This is a genomic window from Rhodospirillum centenum SW (assembly GCF_000016185.1).
In the GTDB taxonomy this organism is placed as follows: Bacteria; Pseudomonadota; Alphaproteobacteria; order Azospirillales; family Azospirillaceae; genus Rhodocista; species Rhodocista centena.
The window spans coordinates 2,179,746-2,197,348 of sequence record NC_011420.2 but is presented as its reverse complement, the minus strand read 5'-3'; the positions used below and the strand labels follow the sequence as shown (position 1 = coordinate 2,197,348).

At 73.5% G+C, this 17,603-nt stretch carries 9 protein-coding genes; 5 read left to right on the top strand and 4 right to left on the bottom strand.

Annotated features, from left to right (window positions below; all coding sequences use genetic code 11):
• Genes RC1_RS10225 through RC1_RS20100 form a run of 4 tightly spaced genes read left to right on the top strand, consistent with a single transcriptional unit; the run spans position 1 to position 6,849 of the window.
• On the top strand, positions 1–1,620 hold the full coding sequence (locus RC1_RS10225; protein ID WP_012567301.1) for a methyl-accepting chemotaxis protein: 1,620 nt from the start codon (positions 1–3) through the stop codon (positions 1,618–1,620).
• Entirely contained in the window at positions 1,617–3,812 is a 2,196-nt protein-coding gene (locus tag RC1_RS10220) for a hybrid sensor histidine kinase/response regulator (RefSeq protein WP_012567300.1), read from the top strand. Before RC1_RS10225 ends, RC1_RS10220 begins: the two co-directional genes overlap by 4 nt.
• Entirely contained in the window at positions 3,809–4,885 is a 1,077-nt protein-coding gene (locus RC1_RS10215; protein ID WP_012567299.1) for a chemotaxis protein CheB, read from the top strand. Before RC1_RS10220 ends, RC1_RS10215 begins: the two co-directional genes overlap by 4 nt.
• Positions 4,882–6,849, top strand: coding sequence for a response regulator (locus RC1_RS20100; protein ID WP_012567298.1), 1,968 nt, complete (start codon positions 4,882–4,884; stop codon positions 6,847–6,849). Before RC1_RS10215 ends, RC1_RS20100 begins: the two co-directional genes overlap by 4 nt.
• A 16-nt stretch (positions 6,850–6,865) precedes the next feature.
• Here RC1_RS20100 and RC1_RS10205 read toward each other — a convergent pair whose 3' ends face one another.
• Together RC1_RS10205 and RC1_RS10200 are read right to left on the bottom strand one after the other, a co-directional pair.
• Complete coding sequence (locus tag RC1_RS10205; protein WP_012567297.1) at positions 6,866–9,088, bottom strand: helicase-related protein; 2,223 nt, start codon at positions 9,086–9,088, stop codon at positions 6,866–6,868.
• 94 nt (positions 9,089–9,182) lie between these two features.
• Entirely contained in the window at positions 9,183–9,683 is a 501-nt protein-coding gene (locus RC1_RS10200) for a ferritin-like domain-containing protein (RefSeq protein WP_012567296.1), read from the bottom strand.
• 229 nt (positions 9,684–9,912) lie between these two features.
• Between RC1_RS10200 and RC1_RS10195 the strand changes: the two genes are divergently transcribed.
• Positions 9,913–10,323 (top strand): DUF1428 domain-containing protein, encoded by a 411-nt coding sequence (locus RC1_RS10195; RefSeq protein WP_012567294.1) that lies wholly within the window; start codon positions 9,913–9,915, stop codon positions 10,321–10,323.
• A gap of 68 nt (positions 10,324–10,391) precedes the next feature.
• On the opposite strand, the gene treZ is transcribed toward RC1_RS10195, so the two are convergent.
• Positions 10,392–15,989, bottom strand: coding sequence for a malto-oligosyltrehalose trehalohydrolase (gene treZ, locus RC1_RS10190; protein ID WP_012567293.1), 5,598 nt, complete (start codon positions 15,987–15,989; stop codon positions 10,392–10,394).
• Between the two features lie 124 nt (positions 15,990–16,113).
• The gene (gene ppsR, locus RC1_RS10185; protein ID WP_012567292.1) at positions 16,114–17,520 is read right to left on the bottom strand and encodes a transcriptional regulator PpsR; all 1,407 of its coding nucleotides are present in this window, start codon (positions 17,518–17,520) and stop codon (positions 16,114–16,116) included.
• Positions 17,521–17,603: the final 83 nt, after the last annotated feature.

The window sequence follows — 17,603 nt, the reverse complement described above, 5'->3', positions numbered from 1 at the left end:
ATGCAGCCGGCCTCCCCCCAGTTCTGGCGTCGCCTCACCGTCGGCGGCAAGCTGATGCTGATCACCGTCCTGTTCGCCGTCTCCATTGCCGTCCTGCTGGCGGGCACCGTCAGCGCCCTGCGCACGCAGGAGACGATGGCGGCGCATTCCGATGCCATGGGGCGGCAGCGCTTCCTGGTCGCGCGCTACTACATCGACGTCATGCAGACGGCGCAGGGCGTGCCGGCCGACTTCCAGTCGGTGAAGCGCATCTTCGATGCCAATGTCGCCTCCATGCTCACCGGCGGCAGCGTCATCACCGATCTGGACGGCTACCGGCAGGTCCTGCTGCCCGCCGCTCCCACCGGGGAGATCGAGCGTCTGCTGCGCGAACAGCAGGAGGCGATGGCCCGTCTGGAAGCCGGCCTGAACCGCTTCCTGGCCCTGCCGCCCGAGGCCCGGGCCGATCCCGCCGTGATCGAGGAGATGGTCCAGCTCCGCAAGGGCGTGACCGCCCGGGCGGATGAGGCGACACGGCTGTTCGTGCGCAACGCGCAGGAGGAGTCCCAGGCCATGCTCGGCATGATGGTGGCCCTGGGAATCGTTGCCGTGCTGCTGGGTGCTGCGGGCGTGCTGCTGATCTCCCGCAGCATCGTGCGGCCCTTGCAGGACTGCGTGCGGCTGGCCCGCGCCATCGCCGACGGCGACCTTCGCCAGCAGCCGCTGCCGGTCCGGTCGGGCGACGAGGTCGGGCGTCTGATGGCCGCCTTCAACGACATGCTGGAGGGACTGCGCGCCATCACGGCCGAGACGCGCGGCACGGCCGGCCATCTCGCCACCTCGGTGCAGGAGATCCTGGCCTCGATCCAGCAGCAGGCCTCCAGCACCCGCGAGCAGGCGGCGGCCGTGCAGGAGATCACCACGACGGTGGAGGAGATCGGCCAGTCCGCCCAGCAGGTGGCGGAGATGGCGCGCGAGGTCGGCAGCAACGCCGACGCCATCGCCGGCACCGGCCAGCACGGGCTCCAGGCCGTGCAGGAGGCCGCCGCCGCCATGGAGGCGATCCGCAGCCAGACCGAGAGCGTGGCCGAGACCATCGTGGCGCTGAGCGAGCGCACCCAGGCCATCGGGGAGATCATCTCCACCGTCAACGAGATCTCCGAACAGTCGAATCTGGTGGCGCTGAACGCTGCGATCGAGGCGGCCGGCGCCGGCGAACAGGGCCGGCGCTTCGCCGTCGTGGCCAACGAGATCAAGGCCCTTGCCGATCAGGCGAAGGAGGCGACGCGGCAGGTCCGCGGCATCCTGGAGCAGACCCAGCGCAACATCAGCACCTCCGTTCTGCTGACGGAGGAGGCGCTGAAGCGGGCCGGTGCCGGCCGGGACAAGGCGCTGGCGGCCGAAACCGTCATCCGCCAGATGGCCGGCGGCGTGCAGGAGACCAGCGGGTCCTTCCAGCAGGTGGTGGGCGCCACCGGGCAGCAGCAGATCGGGCTGGAGCAGATCGCCCAGGGGCTGCAACAGATCCGGCAGGCCAGCGTGCAGGCCGCCAGCGGCACCGACCAGCTCGCCAAGGCGGCCGAGAGCCTGAGCCAGCTGGGCGGCACCCTGACACGGCTGATGGAGAAGTACCGGCTGTGAGCGACCTGCAGGAAAGACTGCAACAGGCGTTCCGACAGGAGTCCCGCGAGTATCTGGAGGGAATCCGCAGCCTGCTCGACGCCGCCGAGGGAGGGGAGCCCCCCGCGCCCGCGGCGCTGGAGGAGGTCTGCCGTCTGGCCCACAGCCTGAAGGGGGCCGCCCGCGCCGTTGACCTGCCGGAGGTGGAGGATCAGGCGCACCGGCTGGAGACGGTGTTCGACCGCATCCGCGCCGGGACGTCCGCCCTGGACGGCACGGCCATCGCCGGCGTCCGCGCCCTGCTGGATGTGGTGGAGGATCAGGTGGCGGGCCTGGGTGCCGGCCCGGGGGGCGCGCCGGCCTCCGCGCGCGCGGTGCCGCCGGCCGATCCAGCGGAACCACGGCCCGCCGGCGGTGACGGCGTGGCCGTCGCCGCGGCGGCGGTCCGGGTGGCATCGGCCGAGGCGGCCGCCCCGCAGCGCCCCGGCGCCGAGCTGATGCGGATCGAGGCGGCCCGGCTCGACCGGCTGTTGCAGGCGGGCAGCGAACTGGTCTCCGAACAGCACCGGCAGGCCCGGCTGGGGGGGCTGCTGGGCGAGGTGGACGGACAGATCGACCGGGTGCAGTCCGGCTGGCTGCGGCTGCGGCAGGCGCTGCGCGCGGCCCTGCCCGGCGGGCTGGAGACCGGCGGTCTGGCCGCCCTGGTCGAAGCGTTCGAGGGGGATCTCCGTCAGGCCGCGCGGCTGGCCGGCAGCGCCCGGGGGCTGGAGATGCACGCCCGCCGCGCAGCACTCCAGCTCGGCGAGGACTTCCAGGAGGAACTGCGGCGCACCCGGCTGGTCCCGGTGGACAGCGTGTTCGGCACCGCCCGCGGGATGGTGCGCGACCTTGCCGCGCAGCAGGGGCTGGCGGTCGAGGTCAGGGTCGCCGGGCTGGACGCGATGGCCGACCGGCTGGTGCTGCAACGGCTGCGCGACCCGGTGCTCCAGCTTCTGCGCAATGCGGTCAGCCACGGGCTGGAAACGGCGGAGGAGCGGCTGGCCCGCGGCAAGCCGGCCGTCGGCACGGTGCAGCTCTCCTTCGCGGTGGGGGAGGGACAGCTCGTCATCACCGTCTCCGACGACGGCCGCGGCATCGATGTGAGCCGGGTGCGGGACACCGGGCAGCGGCTGCGCCTGTTGCCGGAGGGAGGGGAGACCGCACCGGAGGAGGAGGTGCTGGAACTGCTGTTCACCCCCGGCTTCACGACGCGGGAGACGGTGACCACCCTGTCCGGCCGCGGCATGGGACTGTCCATCGTGCGGCAGGCGGCGCTGCGTCTGGGCGGGCATGCCTGGGCCGGCAACCGGCCCGGCGGCGGGGCGGAATTCCGGCTGGTGGTGCCGGTCGCCGCCATGGCGCAGGAACTGATGATGGTGCGGGCCGGGGGGCATGTCTTCGGGCTGCCGGCCGACTGCATCGACGGGCTGCGCCGGGTCCGCCGCGGCGACCTGGGCACCGCCGGGGGCCAGCCGGTGGTCCGCAGCGACGGTGAGGTGCTGCCGCTCGGCGGCCTGCTCGCCCGTGCCGGGCTGGGGCCGCCGGAACTGCGGCCGGCCCAGGCGACCGTGCCCGTGCTGGTGCTGAAGCGGCAGGGCCAGCGGCTGGCGCTGGCCTGCGACGAGTTCATCGGGCTGCGGCAGGGGCTGGTGAAGGATCTCGGCGCGCCGTTGCCGCCCGGCGGCACCGTCTCCGGCGGCGTCGTGCTGGAGGACGGCTCCGTGGCGCTGGTGCTGAACCCGTTCGGGCTGTTCGGAAGTGCCCGCCGGCGGATGGCCCTGACGGTCATCGACCGGCCGGCGGAGAAGCGCACCCCCGTCATCCTGGTGGTGGACGACAGCCTGACCACCCGCACGCTGCAGAAGAGCATCCTGGAAGCCTACGGCTACGAGGTGCGGGTCGCGGTGGACGGGGCGCAGGCCCTGAAACGGCTGCGCTCGGAGCCGGTCGATCTGGTCGTCACCGACATCCAGATGCCGCAGCTCGACGGGTTCGGCCTGCTGGGGGCGATCCGCGACGACCCCACCCTGGGCCGGACCCCCGTCATCCTCGTTACCTCCCTGGAAAAGCGCGAGGACCGCGCCCGCGGTCTGGCGCTGGGGGCCGACGCCTACATCGTGAAACGCGAGTTCAGCCAGGAAGAACTGCTGGAGACCATTCGGCAACTGCTATGAAGAAGACACGGGTACTGATCGTCGAGGACTCGCCGACGGTCCGTCTGGTGCTGGAGAGCATCGTGACGGCAGACCCCCGGCTTGCGCTCGCCGGGTCCGTCCGCTCCGCGGAGCAGATGCTCGACGTGCTGGAGGAGACGGACCCGGACGTCATCTCCCTCGACATCCGCCTGCCCGGGATGAGCGGCCTGGACGCCACGCTGGAGGTGATGCGGCGGCGGCCGACCCCGATCGTCGTGGTGGCGGCCGACGTGAATGCCGAGGACGGGCGCCTCGCCATGAACGCGCTGCGCGCCGGTGCCCTGTCCGTGATGGAAAAGCCGGTGGGTCTGGGCCATGCGGCCTATGCCACCGTCGCCAGCCGGCTGTGCGAACAGCTTGTCCTGATGAGCAAGGTGAAGGTCGTGCGCCAGATCGCCTGGCCCGGCCGGCCCGCGGTGCGGACCGATCTGCCGCCCCCGGCCGGCCCGGCGGAGCCGCTGGCGCGACCGGACGGCTTCGCGGTCCTGGCCGTTGTCGCCTCCACCGGCGGGCCGGCGGCGCTGGTGCAGCTCCTGACCGGGCTGGGGTCCGACTTTCCGCTGCCGGTGCTGGCGGTGCAGCATATCGGTCCCGGCTTCGTCGCCGGCTTTGCCGACTGGCTGCGCAGCCAGACGCCCTTCGCCGTCCGGATCGCCGCGGACGGCGAGGAGCCGCGCCCCGGCACCGTCCACCTGCCGCCCCCCGACTGCCACCTGCTGCTGAAGGGCGGCCGGCTGGAACTGTCGGGGGCCGATCCGGTGGCCGGACAGCGCCCCTCCGGTACCGAGATGCTGCGGTCGGTCGCCGCCGCGGCGGGACGCCAGGGCATCGGCGCCGTGCTGACCGGGATGGGCAGCGACGGGGCCGAGGGGCTGCGCGAGCTGAGCCGTGCCGGCGGCTACACCATCGCCGAGGATGCCGCCACCGCCGTCGTCTACGGCATGCCCGCGGCGGCCGTGGACCTGGGGGCGGTGAAGGCGCTGCTGCCGCTGCCGGCCATCGCCCCCCATATCCTGACCCTGCTGGCGCGGACGGGGAGGACCGGAGCATGACGGCGCTGCGCATCCTGCTGGTCGAGGATTCGCCCACCCAGGCCCTGCGCCTGCAGGACACCTTGCAGCGCCAGGGCTACGAGGTGGACCATGTCGCCAGCGCCGAGGAGGCGCTGGAGGTGCTGAACCGGCGCCTGCCGCACCTGCTGATCGTGGACCACCACCTGCCGGGATTGCAGGGGGCTGACCTGTGCCGGCAGCTCCGCCTGCACGTCGCCACCTTCTCCATGCCGATCCTGATCCTGACGGCGGACGAGACGCCGGGGCGCCAGCGCGAGGGGCTGGACAGCGGTGCCGACGACTTCCTGCCGAAATCGGCCGACAGCGGCGTGCTGCTGCTGCGCGTGCGCAACCTGCTGCGCCATGCCAGCCGGGACGGCGAGCCCGACGTGCTGCCGCATCCGCAGTTCCGGCGTCCCGTGGCGCTGGTCGTGGGCACGCCGGACGAGCGCTTCCGCCTGCTCGACGCCCATCTGCGGGAAGAGGGCTGCATCGTCGATCATCGCGCCACCGCGGCCGACGCGCTGGAGACGCTGCGGCACCGCGCCTACGACTGTGCCTTCGTGGCCGAGACGCTGCCGGACATGGCGGGGATCGACCTCTGCCGGGCGGTGCAGCAGAGTCCGCCGCCGGGAGCGGATGACGCGCCCGCCCTGATCCTGCTGCGGCCCGGCGGACCCGGCGGGCTGGACGATCCCGACCCGCTGGACGCCGTGCAGGGCCTGCTGGAGGCGGGCGTGGACGACGTCTTCTTCCTGGACCGGCCCCTGGCCCCCTTGCGCGCGCGGCTGCGGGCGATCCTGCGCCGCCGCTTCCTCCAGGAGCAGAACCGGCGTCTGCTGGAGGATTTCCGCCGGCGGGAGAGCCTGACCCTGCGGCTGGAGGCCGAGCGCAACGCGGCCGAGGCGCGGGCGGCGCTGGCCGACCAGCTTCAGCGGGCCAACACCCGGCTTGCGGACGCCAACCGGCGGCTGGCGGAACAGGCGCTGGTCACCCGCACCATCACGGACAACGTCACCTCCGCCCTGCTCATGACGGATGCCGCGGGCAGCGTGACCTTCCTCAACCCGCCGGCCCGGGCGCTGCTGGGGATGTCGGAGGCAGACCTGCGCGACGGTGCCCTGGTCCGGCGCCTGGGCATTCCGCTCCCGCCCGGCCGGACCCTGCCGAAGCCCGTCCGCGAGGCCGCGGCCATGCTGGAGCGGCCGGAGGGGGGCTGCGTCCCCGTCGTCTATTCGGTGGCGCTGCTGACCGGCGAGTCCGGCCCGTCCGGCATGGTGCTGGAGATCGTGGACGTCACCGAACGCCGGCAGGCGGAGGAGCGTCAGGCGCTGCTGATGGCGGAACTGAGCCATCGGGTGAAGAACACGCTGGCGACGGTCATCTCCATCGGCGCCCAGACGCGCCGGCGCCATGCCGAGCTGACCAGCTTCTGGCCGACCTTCGAGGGCCGGCTGCGGGCGCTGTCGGCCACGCACAACCTGCTGGCCGACCATCACTGGGAATGGGTCCGGCTGTCCGAGGTGGTGTCGCACGAGGTACGGCCCTATGCCGGGCCGGGCGGGACCGATGTCCGCCTGTCCGGCCCGGCCGTCGCCCTGCGGCCCAAGGCGGCGCTGGCGCTGGCGCTGGTGTTCCACGAACTGGCGACGAACGCCGCCAAGTACGGCGCCTTCCTGCGCGGCGGCTATGTCGAGATCGGCTGGGGCCTGCGCCGCGGCGAGGGCGGGGACCGGCTGCACATCACCTGGAAGGAGCATGGCGGCCCGCCCATCCAGGCGCCGCCGCAGAACGGCTTCGGCTCCGTCCTGATCCGGCAGAGCGTGGCCTACGAACTGGGCGGCCGCGCCATGCTGGACTTCCAGGCCGACGGCCTGCTCTGCCGGCTGGAGCTGCCGCTGTCGGAGGAGATCCAGCCGGCGCCGGCGGAGACGCTGCCGGCCGCCCCGGCCTCTACGGCCTGACGGGACACGGGAGACGCTATCCCCGCCGCGGCCCGTAGCGCTTGCGCGGGGCGCCGCGGAAGCCCTGCTTCGGTTTCGGCGTCCGGCCGCGGGTGCGCGCCGCGGCGGCCAGGATCTCCGACAGCCGCCGGCTGACCTCGGCCCGGCGCTCCTGCACCACGGTGCGGTCGGGGAACTGCCTGGGGAACTTGCGCGAAGCCCAGTAGTAGAGGTCGCAGGTGCGCGACAGCTCCTCCAGCGACATGTCGTCCAGCATGCCGACGCGGGCCGGCACGACCAGCCCGACGGGCACCGCCTCGCCCGTCTCCACCGCCCGGCAGATGCGGTGGAAGAAGCGGGCGTCCACGTCCTTGTCCAGGTCGGCCGGAACGAACAGCAGGCTCAGCTTGTCCTCGAAGCCGATCTCCTTCTCGTCCAGCACGGCGGCCAGCTTGCGCAGCGGCTCCAGGTCGGCGACCCGGAAGGGGGAGCCCGCCGTGCGCGCCGCGGCGAAGCAGTCGATCAGCAGCGACAGGCTGTGGCTGCCGACGCGGCCGGCCAGCCGGGCCACCATGGCGCGGGTGGGCCGCACGGTCAGCGCCGTCTTCGGCCCGAAGCTGGTGTCCGGACGGGTGACGATCATGCGCAGGGCCTGCGGCGTGCCGCGCCCGACGACGCCGAACTCGCCCGCCTCGAAATGCCCGAAGCGGCCGGCACGGCCGGCGATCTGCTTCACCTCCGCCGGGTGCAGCGACCGCATCTCCACCCCGTCGAACTTCTCCAGCGTGGTGAACAGGACCCGCCGCACCGGCAGGTTCAGGCCCATGCCGATGGCATCGGTGGCGATCACCACGTCGGCCTCGCCCGTGTTGAACCGCTCCGCCTCGCGCCGGCGCACGTCCGGGGCCAGTGCCCCGTAGATCACCGCCGCCGTCAGCCCGCGCGCCTGCACCGTGTCACGCACCGCATGCACTTCGCGGCGGGAGAAGGCGATCAGGGCGTCGCCGCGGCCCACGTCGGACCATTCCAGCCGCTCCTCGATCATGTGCAGCGGCTGCTTGCGCTCCAGCTCGACCACCTCCAGCGGCTCGCCCAGATGGGCCGCGGCCCGCTCGACCAGGGGCCGCACCTCCGGCGCACCCAGCAGGTAGACGGTCTTCGCCGGCACCCCCATCAGCGCCGCCGTCCAGGCCCAGCCGCGGTCGCGATCGGCCAGCATCTGGACCTCGTCGATCACGGCGACGTCCACCGTCGCCTCCGGGTCCAGCATCTCGATGGTGGAGGAGAGGTGGCGTGCGTCCGGCACGCGGATCTCCTCCTCCCCGGTCAGCAGCGTGGTGGGCGTGCCCTCGCGGTTCAGCCGGTCCATCACCTCCAGCGCCAGCAGGCGCAGCGGCGCCAGATAGACCCCCGTCGGTGCCTGCCGCAGCGCCTGCATGGCGCGGTGGGTCTTGCCCGAGTTGGTCGGGCCGATCACCAGCACCAGCCTGCGTCCCAGGGCACGGGCCAGGGGGAACAGCCGCTCGAAGCGGGCGAAGTCGAACTCGGTGTTGACGTAGTCGCGGCCGCGGGCCACGGCGCGCTCGTGCCGCCAGGTCTCCTCGATCTCGGTCCAGCGGCGCAGGATGTCGTTGGGCTGGTGGTTGGTGCGGCAGACCCTGTAGAGGCGCTGCGCCAGATGCTCGAAGGTCCAGCTGTCCTCCGGCTCCCCCGCCAGTTCCTGCAGGGCCCAGAGGCGCTGGGCCACGTCGGCCATGGCCCGGTCCAGGCGCTGGCGCAGCTCGGGATCGGCCGGCAGGCGGCTGCGCAGCTCCGCCTCGTCCAGCCCGGACAGCTCGTCCACGTCCACGGCGCGGGACACCTCCAGCTGGATCGGGCCGGGCATGCCGGTCCAGTGGACGGCGTCGGCAAGGCGGATCCGGATGCGGTCGCGCGCCTCGGCCACGGCCAGGGCGGCATCGGTGCCTTCCAGCGCGCGGCGGCCGCGCTCCAGCACCTCGGCCCGGCGCTGCGCGCGGGCGATCTTGCCGGCGATCTCCAGCAGCACGGCCTCGCGCCGCTCCTCCGCCACCACCAGATCGCGGCGGCCCTTGGGCAGCGGCAGCCCCAGCGGCACCATGCCCAGCATGCCCGCCTGCTCCATCCGGTCCAGCCCCAGCCGGTGCAGGGGCACGACCTCGGGATGGATGCGGGCGATGGCGTAGACCAGGTCCGGATCGTCGCCGGCGGGTGCCGTCTGCGGTGTTTCCCCGTCGGCCATGTCGTGTCCTCCCTGCCGCCACGATGCGGTCGGCCGCTATCTGCGGCGGCCGAGGCGGGAAATCAATGGGGCGCGGCGGGAGACTGCGTTGCGCTCAGGCGGCGTCGCCGGTGGGTTCCTCGCGCCGGTGCAGTTCGATCCAGTGGCGGAAGGCCGGAAGCTGGCAGTGCAGGGCGGCATCGCGCAGGCGCAGGAACACGGTCCGCACCTCCTCGTGCCCCTCGGCGGCGGGCAGCAGGTCGCGGTCGTAGCGCTCGGCGCTGGCCTCCTTGCCGGCGGCGGCGGCCTCGCAGGCCTCCCACAGGCTGGCCGGCAGCGACACCTGGGCCGGGTCGTAGGACGAGGGCGGGGCGGCCACCCCGTGCCCTTCCAGCAGGGCGCCGAGGACGGCGGCGTGGCGCTGTTCGGAGCGCAGCACATGGGTGAAGGGCGGCATCGGCCCGAAGCGGCGCAGCACGGCCTCGTAGACGGCGGCGGCCCGGTACTCCATGTCCAGCGCCGCCAGCAGCGCCGCCCGGGCGGCGTCGGTCAGGCAGCGCCCGTGCCCTTCCGGTGTGGAGCAGCCACAGGGCTCCATGTCGCGGCGGCAGGTCATCGGTGGTTTCTCCGCTTGCCCTCTCAGGGGCGCGCACACCCTAACCGATCGCCGCCCGGAGCACGTTGCGTTTTGTCAACGCAGGACAGCGTTCCGGCCTTGCGCCCGCCGCGGGGCCGCCGGGAACCCCGGGGGGAATAGGGGGAGGGTGGAACGCCGGCGGGAGGTCCCGCCGTTTCACAAGGCGCCGGCCGGGTCGCTGGCGCTTACGCAGACAGGGAGGACGCAGATGGCTGGGATGGACGACGGGTCCGGAGACACACCCGCCGGCGGAACGTCGCCGGGGGGCACCTACGTGGACGGTTTCGTGCTGGCGGTGCCCAGGGCGAAGCTGGACGCCTACACGGCGTTGGCCCGCACCGCGGCGGAGGTCTGGAAGGAGCATGGTGCCCTCGCCTATGCCGAGTGCATCGGCGACGACGTGCCCTATGGCACCCTGACCTCCTTCCCCCGCGCCGTGCAGGCGACGGATGACGAGGTCGTCGTCTTCTCCTGGATCGTCTATGCCTCCCGGGAAGAGCGGGACGCCATCAATGCCAAGGTGATGCAGGACCCGCGCCTGAAGGGCAGCGTGGACGACATGCCGTTCGACGGCAGACGCATGATCCATGGCGGCTTCCGGACGTTCATCCAGGTCTGAGGGCTGCCGGGTCCGGAGCCGGTGTCCCCGGGGGCGGAAGCCCCGGGGGCACCGGCAGGACCGGCCGTTCAGCGCCCGGCCGCCATGATCTCCGCCACCGTCTGGAAGCGGGGGCTCTGCGACAGCGCCTCCAGGCTCAGGGACAGCTTGCGCCGCCAGTTCGGATGCTCCGCCGCCGTACCCGGCACGTTCACCGGCTCCGCCTCGTCCGTCAGGTCGTCGAGCTGCACCATGGCCAGGGCGCTGTGGCTGCGGGCCAGGAAGGCATGCGCGGCGGCGTGCAGGGTCTCCATCGGCAGGGGCCCGACCGTGGCCGCCGCCGGCACCAGCCCCTCCCGCTTCAGCGCCTCCAGCAGGCAGTCCCGGTCGCGCTCGCGGCGGCTCCGCTGACGCTCCGCCTCGCCCGCGCCGGGATAGAGGCCCAGCCGCTCCTTCAGGGCGATGTCGCTGCCCTCCCACCAGCCACGCAGGGTCGGCAGGTCGTGGCTGCCGATCACCGCCAGCGCCAGCGGGGGATAGTCCTCCGGCGCGGCATAGGCGCCGGTCCCGGACTCCTGCTCGAAATACAGCACCCGGTAGGACAGCACGGCCGCCGCCGCCATCCGCTCGCGGAAGCCTTCCGGCACCGTGCCCAGATCCTCCCCCACCACCAGGCAGCGGTGGCGGGTGCTCTCCAGCGCCAGGATGCCCAGCATGTCCTCCAGCGGGTAGGCGACATAGGCGCCGTCGGCGGGGGACCCGCCCTCCGGAATCCAGTAGAGATGCTGCAAGGCCATGGCATGGTCGATGCGCAGCCCGCCGGCATGGCGCATGTTCGCCCGCAGCAGGTCGATGAAGCTGCGGTAGCCCTCCTGCCGCAGGGCGCGCGGGTTCAGGGGCGGCAGGCCCCAGTCCTGTCCGGCCGGGTTGAAGATGTCCGGCGGGGCGCCGACATGGGCGGCGGAGACGACGGCCTGCGGGTTGATCCAGGTCTCGGCCCCGGAGCGGTCCGCCCCCACCGCCAGATCGCGGTAGAGCCCGATCGCCATGCCGGCCTCCCGCGCCCGCGTCGCCGCGGCGGCAAGCTGCCCGTCCGCCACCCATTGCAGCCAAGCCATGAAGTCGAGTTCGTGCCGGTGCTCCGCCGCGAAGCGGAGCACGGCCGGGGAGGCCGGGCTGCGGTATTCGTCCGGCCAGCCGTGCCAGTCGGGCGTGCCGCGCCCGGCGAAATGCCGGCGCAGGACCAGGAACAGGCAGGCCGTCTCCAGTGCCGGCCCGGCCTCCCGCCGGAAGGCGGCGAAGGCGTCCGCCCGGGTGCGGTCCACGGCGTCGCGGCAGGTCTCGAACAGCAGGGCCAGCACCTGCATCTTCAGGTCCGCCACGGCCGTGTAGTCCACCAGCGGCGACCGCCGGCAGTCCGCCAGCCGCCGGGCCATCTCCGCCGACGCGACCAGAGCTACGGCGTCGGGGCAGGCGGCGAATTCCGGCACGGCCGTGACGTCGATGTTCAGCACGTTCAGCAGCAGCCGGCTGGCCGGGGAATAGGGGCTGGCCTGTTCGGGATCGTCGGGAAAGGCGACGTGCAGCGGGTTCAGCCCGACCGCGGCGGCACCACGGGCCGCGGCCAGGTCCACCAGGGTGCGCAGGTCGCCGAAGTCGCCGATGCCCCAGTCGGTATCGGAGCGCAGGGTGTAGAGCTGCGCCGCCAGTCCCCAGAGCCGCCGGCCCGCCGCCACCTCCGGCGGCAGCCAGCAGCGGCCGGGGCTCAGCACCAGGGACGTTTCCGCCCCGGCCACCTGCAGCCGGTGGTAGCCGTCCGGCAGGTCGGCGGGCAGGGGCAGCCGGCGCCGTTCCAGCCGCCGGCCGTCCAGTTCCCGCACCGCCTCCAGGTCCAGGGCGGCGATGTCCGCGTTGCCGCCCCGCTCGCCGCCCTCCTCCAGCGCCACCCGCCAGGCGACGGTGCCCGTTCCGGCCGGCAGGGTCAGCGCCACCGACGGCGGCCCGGCATCGCGCCGGCAGACGGCGACGGGGGGCAGCGGCCCCTGCCAGTCCTCCCGGTCCAGGGCGTCCAGCGCCCGTTCCGCCGCCGCCTCGTCCGCGGCGTCGATGCCCATGGCGGCCAGCAGGCGGCGGCGGGTCGCGGGCGATGTCTCCACCCGCTCGCCATGGGCGTTGTCGAAGCCGGGCTCGATGCCGCAGCGCCCGGCCAGCCGCGTCAGCGCCGTGTCCCCCGGCTCACCGGCTTCCGTCCGGGTCTCCGGTCCGGCCTCTGCCCCGGTCTCTGCTCCGGTCTCCGCCCGTTCCCTGCTGCCGCTGTCCGGCTCCCCCTCGATCCACCAGCGCACGGCCCAGGGACCGTAGCGGCCGCCGCCGGTCGCATCCCCGGCCTCGCCCTCGCGGTGCAGGGTCCGGCCCGCGGCGGCGGGGAAGCCGTCCTCCGGCCCGGCGGACAGGTTGGCGGCGACGGCCAGGGTCTCCCCCCCGCCCAGGCGCCAGCGCACCACCAGCCCGCTCTCCCCGATCCGCTCGTAGCGGCCGGCCCCGGCGCCGACGCCGGTCAGACGGGGCACGATCTCCGCCCGGCGCAGGGCCAGCATCCGCCTGTACCAGTCCAGCCGGCGGGCGTGCGGTTCCCGCTCCAGGGCCTCCCAGTCCAGCTTCGCGGACAGGAACGTCGCCTCCGCCGTGGGATCGGGGATGCGGGCGCGGGCGGCCTCGTCGCGGAACTCGGGAAAGCGGGCGAACTCCTTGCGCCGGCCCTCGCGCACGGCGGTCGCCAGCTCGGGGCCGAAATCGCAGAAGAAGGGGAAGGGGCGCCCGGTCGCCCATTCCTCCCCCATGAACAGCATGGGGATCTGCGGCGCCAGCAGGTAGAGCCCGGCGACGGCCCTCACCGCCTTCGCCGGGGCGGTCGCGGTGATGCGGTCTCCGAAGGCGCGGTTGCCGATCTGGTCGTGGTTCTGGAGGAAGGCGACGAAGGCGGTGGGCGGCAGGTGGGCGCTCGGCTCGCCGCGGGGGGCGCCGCGGTAGGCCATCATCTCGCCCTGGAAGGCGAAGCCCTCGGCCAGCGCGCGGCCCAGCTTGTCCAGATCGCCGGCATACTCCGCGTAGTAGCCGGCGCTTTCCCCCGTGGCGGCGACGTGCAGCCCGTGGTGGACGTCGTCGTTCCACTGCGCGGTGAACAGGGCCGTGGCCCCGTCGCGGGCGCGGTCCAGCCGGGCGGCCTCGTTCTCCTCGTTCTCCAGGACCAGGTGGACGTGCCGGCCGGGGAAGCGGTGGCGCACCTCCCGCGCCAGCTCCGTCAGCAGGTGGGGCTCGGTCTCGTCGATGATGGCGTGGACCGCGTCCAGCCGCAGCCCGTCCAGGTCGAACTCCTCGATCCAGTAGAGGGCGTTGTGAATGACGAAGTCGCGCACGGTGCGGCTGCCCGTGTCGTCGTAGTTCACGGCCGCCCCCCAGGGGGTATGGTGCTTCTCCGTGAAGAAGGCGGGGGCGTAGAGGGACAGATAGTTCCCCTCCGGCCCGAAATGGTTGTAGACGACGTCCAGCATGACCATCAGGCCGCGGGCATGGGCCGCGTCCACCAGGGCCTTCAGATCCTCCGGGCGGCCGTAGCTGCCGTCCGGGGCGTAGGGCAGCACGCCGTCGTAGCCCCAGTTGCGGGTGCCGGGGAAGTCGGCCACCGGCATGATCTGCACCGCCGTCACGCCCAGCGCGGCCAGATGGTCCAGCTTTCCGATGGCGGCGCGGAAGGTCCCCTCCGGCGTGAAGGCGCCGATGTGCAGCTCGTAGAGCACCGCCTCCTCCCACGGGCGGCCGCGCCAGTCCGCGGCCTGCCAGCGGTAGGCGGCCGGATCGATCACCTCGCTGGGGCCGTGGACGTCCTCGGGCTGGTGGCGGGAGGCCGGATCGGGCACGGCCGTACCGTCGGGCAGGAGGAAGCGGTAACGGCTGCCGGGGCCGGCGCGCTCGCTCACCAGCTCGTGCCAGCCCCCCTCCACCGGGGCCATGTCCAGGATCCCGCCGTCCAGTTCCAGGCGCAGCGCCGTCTGCGCCGGCGCCCAGAGGCGGAAGCGCACGCCGCCGCCCTCGCGCAGCTCCGCCCCGAACGGCATCCGGTGCCGCCGGACGGCCCCGGTCCGGGGGGAGGGCACGCCGGCCTCCCCGTCGTCCAGGATGGCGAGCACACCGGCCAGCGGGATCTCCACCCAGTCGGGCCGGTTCGCCAGCTCGTAGGCGACCTCGTACAGCGCCTTCTCCAGCATGAAGAAGCGGACCAGCCGCACCGTCTCCCCCGGCGTGGCGGCGCAGCCGGGGCTGCCCTCGGCCGCCGTCAGATAGGTTTCCAGGAAGGTTCCGGCCGCCTCTCCGGCCCAGCGCGCCAGGGCGTCCTGCCGTGCCCGGTCGGCCTGCCGTCCGGCGGAGGCCGCCGCATAGGAGAAGGAGCGCAGCATTCCCGCCACGTCGCGCAGCGGGCTGTGCCGGGCCCGCCGCTCCGCCAACGGGCGCAGCGGCTCGCCCTCGAAATCCACGATCACGGCGTCCGCCGCGTCCGGTGTCACCAGCACCTGCCCCAGATGCAGGTCGCCATGGTGGCGCGTCCGGGCGACGGCGGTGACGGGCAGCAGCGCCTGCAACAGCCCCGGCAGCTCGGAACGGCGGGCCAGCAGCGCCTCCGCCATCGGCCGGGCGGCGGCGGGCAGGACGGCGACCGCCCCGTCCAGCGAGTCCAGGGCGCGCCGCGCCATCGCCTTGGCCGATTCGACCCAGCCGTCCAGGTCCTCGCCGTCCACGGGCGCGGGACGGAAGGCCTCGTCGTCCGTGCCCGGGTCCGTATCCAGGGCCAGGGCGCGGTGCAGCCCGGCGACCCGCCGGCCCAGGGCGGCGATCCAGGGCAGCGTCTCCTGCTCCCGTCCCTCGGCCAATCGGTCCAGCACCCAGCCCCAGCCGTCGCCCGCGTTGGGAACGAAGGCCTGGAGCACGCCGAGGGTGGCTTCCGCCCCGCCGGCGCCGGTGGCCAGGTTCAGCCACCCTGCCAGCGCCGGGACGGCGGGAAAGCGCGCCCGGTCGGTCAGGAAACGGCCGATCTCCAGCTCGGGATGGATGCCGGGTTCCAGGGTCCGGAACAGTTTCAGGATGCCCTGGTCACCGACCCGGAAGGAACTGTTGGACTGCTCCACGGAGCCGCGCCGGATCGCCGGTCGTGCCGTGGGTCCGCCGGCCGACGCCCCCGTCCGGCCCGCGGTCAGGCCGGGCGGGGTTTCGGCGTCGGGGGCCAGCAGCAGGTGCGCCAGAAAGGCGATCACGGTGTCGTCGGCCAGCAGCGCGTCCGCCAGCACCTGACCGCCGCCGGCCGGGTGCAGCGGCGCGATCACCGCTGCGTCGGGCACGCCGTCCGCGGGCAGGATGGTCAGCGGCACCAGACAGCGCAGCGGCCGGCGCTCCGGCGGCTCGACGGACCAGACGGCCAGGGCGGCCGGATGCTCCAGGCCGGGGAGCGGCACCTGGGCCAGCAGCGACACCCGCGGCTGGCCGGCGTCCTTCGCCGGATACCAGCGCTGCCGCAGCAGGAAGTCGGGCAGCATGGCCTCGGCCAACTGCAGCAGCGACGGATCCTCGGTGGGGAAGGGGGGGCCGCCGGTCGGGCGGGCGGCATCGGGGGACTCCGGCGCGGTCCGGGCGGGCATCGCTCACCTGCTGGCTTGACGCCCGCCCGGACGCCCGGAGCGGGCATGCGGATCGGACGTGCGGGTCGGGCCCGGTCAACAGACGGCAGGAACGAACGCTCCCGGAACGGGAGGGGTAAGCGGCTCAGGTCGATTCGGGCTCGATGTCGCCCAGGCCGTAACGGCGCAGCTTGACGTACAGGCTCTGCCGGCTGAGCCCCAGGATCTCCGCGGCCGAGGCGCGGTTGTCGCCGGTCAGCTCCAGCGCCGCCTCGATGCACAGGCGCTCGACCACGTCGGTCGTCTCCCTCACCAGATCCTTCAGGGGGACGCGGCCGACCAGTTCGGTAAGCTGCTCGACGGAGCGGGGCAGTTCCCGCTTGCGGGAATCGGCGGCAAGGCGCCGGCCGACATTGCGGATGGCGAAGCCGAAGCAGGGCCGGTCGCCGTTGCCGATGGAGACGGCGGAGACCTCGATCTCGGCGGTGTCGCCGTACTCGCCGCGCAGGGTGGTGGCATAGAGCCGGACGGCCCCGTGCTGGCGCAGGTTGGCGATCAGCACGCTGAGATCGACGCCCGGCCGGCCCAGCCAGCGTTCCAGCGATTCGCCCCGCGCCTGCTCCTCGGTGACGAGCTGGGCGAGGTCCAGGAACGCGGCGTTCGTCTCCAGGATGCGGCCTTCCGGATCGGTGATGACGACCCCGTCGGGCAGGCTCTCCACCACCTGCACGAAGCGGGGTCGCACGACCGGCGCGGCCGGAGTCTCCGTCGCGGCCGCACCGATCCGCACCAGGAACAGCGACACCCCCTCCTGCCGGAACAGCGAGGCGGTGACGGAGAAGCCGGCCATCCCGGCCGGGGCTGCGACCTGGGTCGATTCCGTGCGCCCGGTGGCACGGACCCCGGCCAGGAAGGACTGGATCGACTGCTCGGCCGCGGCCGGGAACGCTTCCGGCAGGGGGCGGCCGACGATGCGGTTCAGCTCGTGTCCCAGCAGGGTGGCGGCCGCGGGATTGGCCTCCGTCACCTTGAAGCTGGTGGCATCGACGATGAGAATCGCCTCCGGCGTCGTCTGGAACAGCAGCCGGTAGCGCATCTCCATCTGGCGCAGGCGGGAATAGTCCCGCTCCATCGACTGCTGCGCTTCCACCAGCCGCTGTTGCAGTGCCGCGGTGGCACGCAGGTCGCGGCCGATGGCGACGACCTTGCCGTCGTCCATCACCTTGACGGCGGTGTACTGGATGGGAACGTCCAACCCGCGGGCGGAGGCGTGGTTGACATGGCGCCAGCGGGAGGGAGCGCCCGATTCGGCCTCGCGCAGCAGCGCATCGACCTTGGCCCGGCTGTCGGAGGTGACGGTGTCCTGCCACTGGCGGCCCAGCCAGCCGTCATCCCATTCGCGGGCCAGGGCGTCGTTCCCGAACGCCATGTCCAGGATCAGCCCACGGTGGTCCACGACGAGGGCGATGTCACCGGCCGACGCGATCAAGGCGGCGACCGCCTCGGCGTTCAGGTTCCCCAGCGATTGACTCGGCGCCTGGAAATGCCTCACGGGCGGCGCGCCTTCCTAGCTCGATACCTTGACGTACGCCTGCCAAGGTTCTCGGGTTCCTCGGGACCCCCCCCGGTCCGATG